Source organism: Neobacillus fumarioli NBRC 102428, assembly GCF_001591485.1.
Taxonomy (GTDB): domain Bacteria; phylum Bacillota; class Bacilli; order Bacillales; family Cytobacillaceae; genus Neobacillus; species Neobacillus fumarioli.
Genome location: NZ_BCUZ01000178.1, coordinates 1 through 4,073 on the forward strand (window position 1 = coordinate 1; position 4,073 = coordinate 4,073).

Annotated in this window: 3 protein-coding genes; 1 reads left to right on the forward strand and 2 read right to left on the reverse strand. The window is 39.0% G+C overall.

The annotated features are described in order from the left end of the window. On the reverse strand, positions 1–1,085 hold a 1,085-nt coding region (locus tag BFU02S_RS15025), incomplete at its 3' end, for an MFS transporter (protein WP_066372389.1). 727 nt (positions 1,086–1,812) lie between these two features. Further along, positions 1,813–2,484: a transcriptional regulator YeiL gene (gene yeiL, locus BFU02S_RS15030; RefSeq protein ID WP_066372392.1), complete on the reverse strand. Its 672-nt coding sequence runs from the start codon at positions 2,482–2,484 to the stop codon at positions 1,813–1,815. Between the two features lie 83 nt (positions 2,485–2,567). Between yeiL and BFU02S_RS15035 the strand changes: the two genes are divergently transcribed. Further along, a complete protein-coding gene (locus BFU02S_RS15035; protein WP_066372394.1) occupies positions 2,568–3,740 on the forward strand; it encodes an MFS transporter in 1,173 nt (390 codons plus the stop codon). Positions 3,741–4,073: the final 333 nt, after the last annotated feature.

A 4,073-nucleotide genomic window follows, 5' to 3' on the forward strand; every position in this document is an offset into this window, starting at 1 on the left:
ATTCCGCCGACTGATGCATTATATAGAATCGAATACTGATTGATCACCACACCGCCTAAACATGAGCCTGCAGCGATTCCCAAATGCAAGGCTGAATTATTTAGACTTTGCTGGATATCGGCTGTCTTTGGTGCTGTTTCAATTAAATAATTTTGTTGTGCTGGTGTAATTGCCCAGCTTAACATACTCCAACCCATCATCACGATTACAAAAAGAGTGACGGAAAAGGTGACATTTGGCAGGATGAACAGAAGAAGGCAAAAAACAGTGGTAATGGCCAATATGCTCTTCTTCGAACCCCATTTGTCTGCCAAAAACCCGCCAAACCCGCCGCCAAAGACGGCCGAGATGCCAAAAATAAAATAAAAAATACTAACCCATGTGGAATCTAAATGCAATGAAGCCTGTAAAAACGGTGTAAGGTAAGCATACAGCGTTAAATGTCCTGTTAAAAACAAAGCGGATGTCAGTTGTGCAAACAAAATTTTTGGATTTTTTAATGTCTTTAATTGCTCTCCCAAAGGAATCATTACTTTCGATTTCATTTCCTTTAAAAAGAAGAAAACTCCTACCATGGAAACAAGTGAAAGAATGGCAATAAATAAGAACGGAGAGCGCCATCCGAAATGATTTCCAATGACAAGCCCTGCCGGTACACCGATCACTAACGAACCGCTAATTCCCATAAAGATGACCCCAATGGCTCTGGCACGGAACTCATCATTGACAAGATTGGAGGCCATCGTGACACATAATGCTATTAAAAGCGAACCGCATGCCGCAGACACCATCCTTGATAGAAACAGAACAAAGAAATTCGGGCTTACGAACGCGAGAATATTTCCCAACATAAAAATGAACAATGTCCAGAGACACAATTTTTTCCTTTCCACTTTCGCGGTTAAGGTTAACAAGACCGGCGATGCAAACGCAAAGACAAGCGAATATATTGTAATCAGTTCCCCTGCTTTACTAAGCGATATCGCCAATCCACTTGCCACAAGATCCAAGATACCGCCAACAATCAACTCGGCCATCCCTACCGCAAACGACACAAGAGCTAACATGTATACTTTAAAATTCAAGATATCTAACCTCCTCTCGATGATATTTATGGTTACTACGAATATAGTAACCTATTATTTTCTTAAAAAGCAAGCCATTTTTCATAGGTTTGTTTAACATGGTTTGAATCCAGTGTTGAACAAAAAAGAGAGATCATGATTTCACTCGCTTTCTAAGCCCACCATCCATGACAGTTACATTAGGAAAAATGGTTGTTTTCTTGGGTGTTTATACTCGAAGCGGAGGAGACTTCGGACAAAATTGAGGACGGGATCCTTAAGGTGTTCTATACGAAGGACATGCATCTTCAGACTGATTTGGGGATTCTAATGGGTTTTCTGTCCGAACCGGGGGCCGCTTTGGACTAATTGAATGGGGTTCAGAGCGGTTTCTGTCCAAACACGGAGGCGCTTTGGACTGATTGACCTCGTTTCAGCCAGGGTTCTGTCCAAACACGGAGGCGCTTGGACTGGTTGAACTCCTTTCAGCGGATTTCTGTCCAAACCTAAGACCCCTTCAGACTGATTTGATGATTCCCATATCTTTTCTGTCCGAACCCGGGGTCCCTTTAATTTATAGAGAAATTGGGCTTTTTCGTTACTTCATTAAAGCGTCCTATTATTAAAAGAAGTAATTGTTATTAGACGAACTCAAGTACTTAATCATATCGCTAGTTCTGATACGGTTCACCATAGTATTCCAATTAATTTAAATTTACTACTACACAACATACTTTAATCTGCATGGCTACTTATGCTTCAATACCTGAGCAAGTTCATATAGGGAATGGTACTGTTTAATTTGATAGTTTCTACCTTTCTTTTGCAAATACCCTTTATCACAAAAATGTGTAAACACATGCAATAAGTGCCGATAGGATACACCTAAATAATCACAAACCGTTACGTGTTTCTCCTTATAAACCCCTTCATCTGCAGTTTCTAAAATAAAATCCGCAAGCCGGTTTTCAAGCGGAAAAGCAAGACTTTGAGAATACTTTTCAGCCATAAGTGTTGCCTTTACACTTAGAAATTTCGTTAGTTCACGTAGAAACTTCGCATCTTCCAGCAATTGTGTGCGAAAGTGATGAATAGGAAGAGCAAAACAAATGGTCTTAGTTGTGGCTTGAATCCCTTTTGTATAGTACACGTCATTTAACAATTCCATTTCCCCAATGTAGTCATTTGCGTTGATAAAATTTATTAAGGAAACTTTCCCATTTTGATGTGTCACATATATTTTTGCTTTTCCTTCAATAACATAAAATAGAAAATACGGTCTCATGCCTTCTTGAATAATCCATTCATCACGTTGATACTCATGAATTTGTATAAACTCTTCGACTGGAAATGAAAATAAATGTGCGATGGAGTGTTCTTCCAGATAACGCTGCCTTTTCTCATTTTTATAAATTTCCATATATCACCTTTTTAATAATATGAGATATCTCATATTATTATAAGTATCCCCATGATACTATGCAATCAATGGGGTGATAAAAAATGAACACACAACGTTGGATGAATAGTCAGTTTTTTAGTTTTTTTATGACGTGGGGCATTTTTCTACCGTATTGGACCGGATGGATGATTCATACAAAAGGGATTACCGTTTCACAAGCTAGTTTGATTATGAGCTTAGGATTGGTTGCTAGGGGTCTCTCTACTTTGGTGGCATTTCCCTATTTCTCGGAAAAATTCAGTAGTAAAACATTATTACATGCAATGACCATCGGTACAATCATCAGCCTTTTGAGTTATATCCCGGCAACTTCCTTTACTGGCTTACTTTTGGCTACCTTGCTTCTACATTTCTTTTATCCAGCATTAATGCCAGCTTTAGATAGTGCGGCCGGTACACTTGTGCAAAAAAAACAATTAAAGGATTACGGCAAGAGCCGTTCATTTGGTTCAATCGGATTTGTTGTGTCTGGCATGATCTTAACTTTGTGTACCGGGGCATTAGGTGATGAAGTAATCTTATGGGCCCTGTTACTTGGGACACTGATATTTCTATGTCTAGGTTTTATGCATTCACCGGTTGTTTTATCGGAAAATCGTAAAATAAATCAAAATAAAAAACACGGGATGATGAGTTTATTCCGCATAAAACACTTTGGGCTAGTGCTTGTGATCGTGATTTTATTACAAGCAGCACATGCCTCTTATTACAGCTACGGCTATATCTTTTTACAGGAAATCTATGCACCAAAGTACCTGATTGGACTAATTCTTAACATTGCCATAATCGCAGAGATCATTTTCTTTTCCATTGCTGATAAACGCTTTCAGCGGTTTTCAGTTGGCTCCTTGTTGGCACTGGCGGCACTAGGTTCAACCATACGATGGTTACTGGTATTTTCCTTTTCTAATGTGATTGTATTCTGTATTGCACAAACCTTGCATTCATGCTCATTTGCAATGGGGCATTATGCCTTTATGAAATATTTGATTAAAAATATTCCACCTGCGCAGATTCCGAGAGCACAAGGCATATATTCAGCGCTGGCACTTAGCTGGAGCACTGCAATATTTACAATTTTCGGTGGCTATTTATACGAAATCGAGCCTAGATATGCCTTTATCGGAATGATTGTTTGTACGATACCATCAATGGTGCTTGCGCTTAGATATCGAAAACTGGAACTTCGAAAGGAAGTTTTAATTTCTATTTAGACCTTTATCTAATGAGAAAGACATTGTTATCTGCCAGTTAGATTTATCGGTTATAGGATAACAAAAACAGGAAATGGAGAGGTAATAACTTTATTATTTGATGTTGATGAGAAGCTTTGCGTTTGCTTTTTAAGGAAAAAAACATTCTCTTAACCAATGAAATCGAAGCATTATTAGAAAAGCGCAAGCGCCTTGGTCTGCCTGCTTCTCCCAATAATCCTCCTTGTAGACATGCGACGAGCTGAACATAAGCTTCTTCGAATTAGCTATGGCGCAGGAGCACATTACGAGGGGCTAGGCTGCTTGCGCTGGACAATTTTCGAAATCGAGTTT

Excerpts from the sequence above, each read along its gene's own strand:
- yeiL (WP_066372392.1), bottom strand. The coding sequence starts at position 2,484 with ATGGAAATTTATAAAAATGAGAAAAGGCAGCGTTATCTGGAAGAACAC.
- BFU02S_RS15035 (WP_066372394.1), top strand. The coding sequence starts at position 2,568 with ATGAACACACAACGTTGGATGAATAGTCAGTTTTTTAGTTTTTTTATG.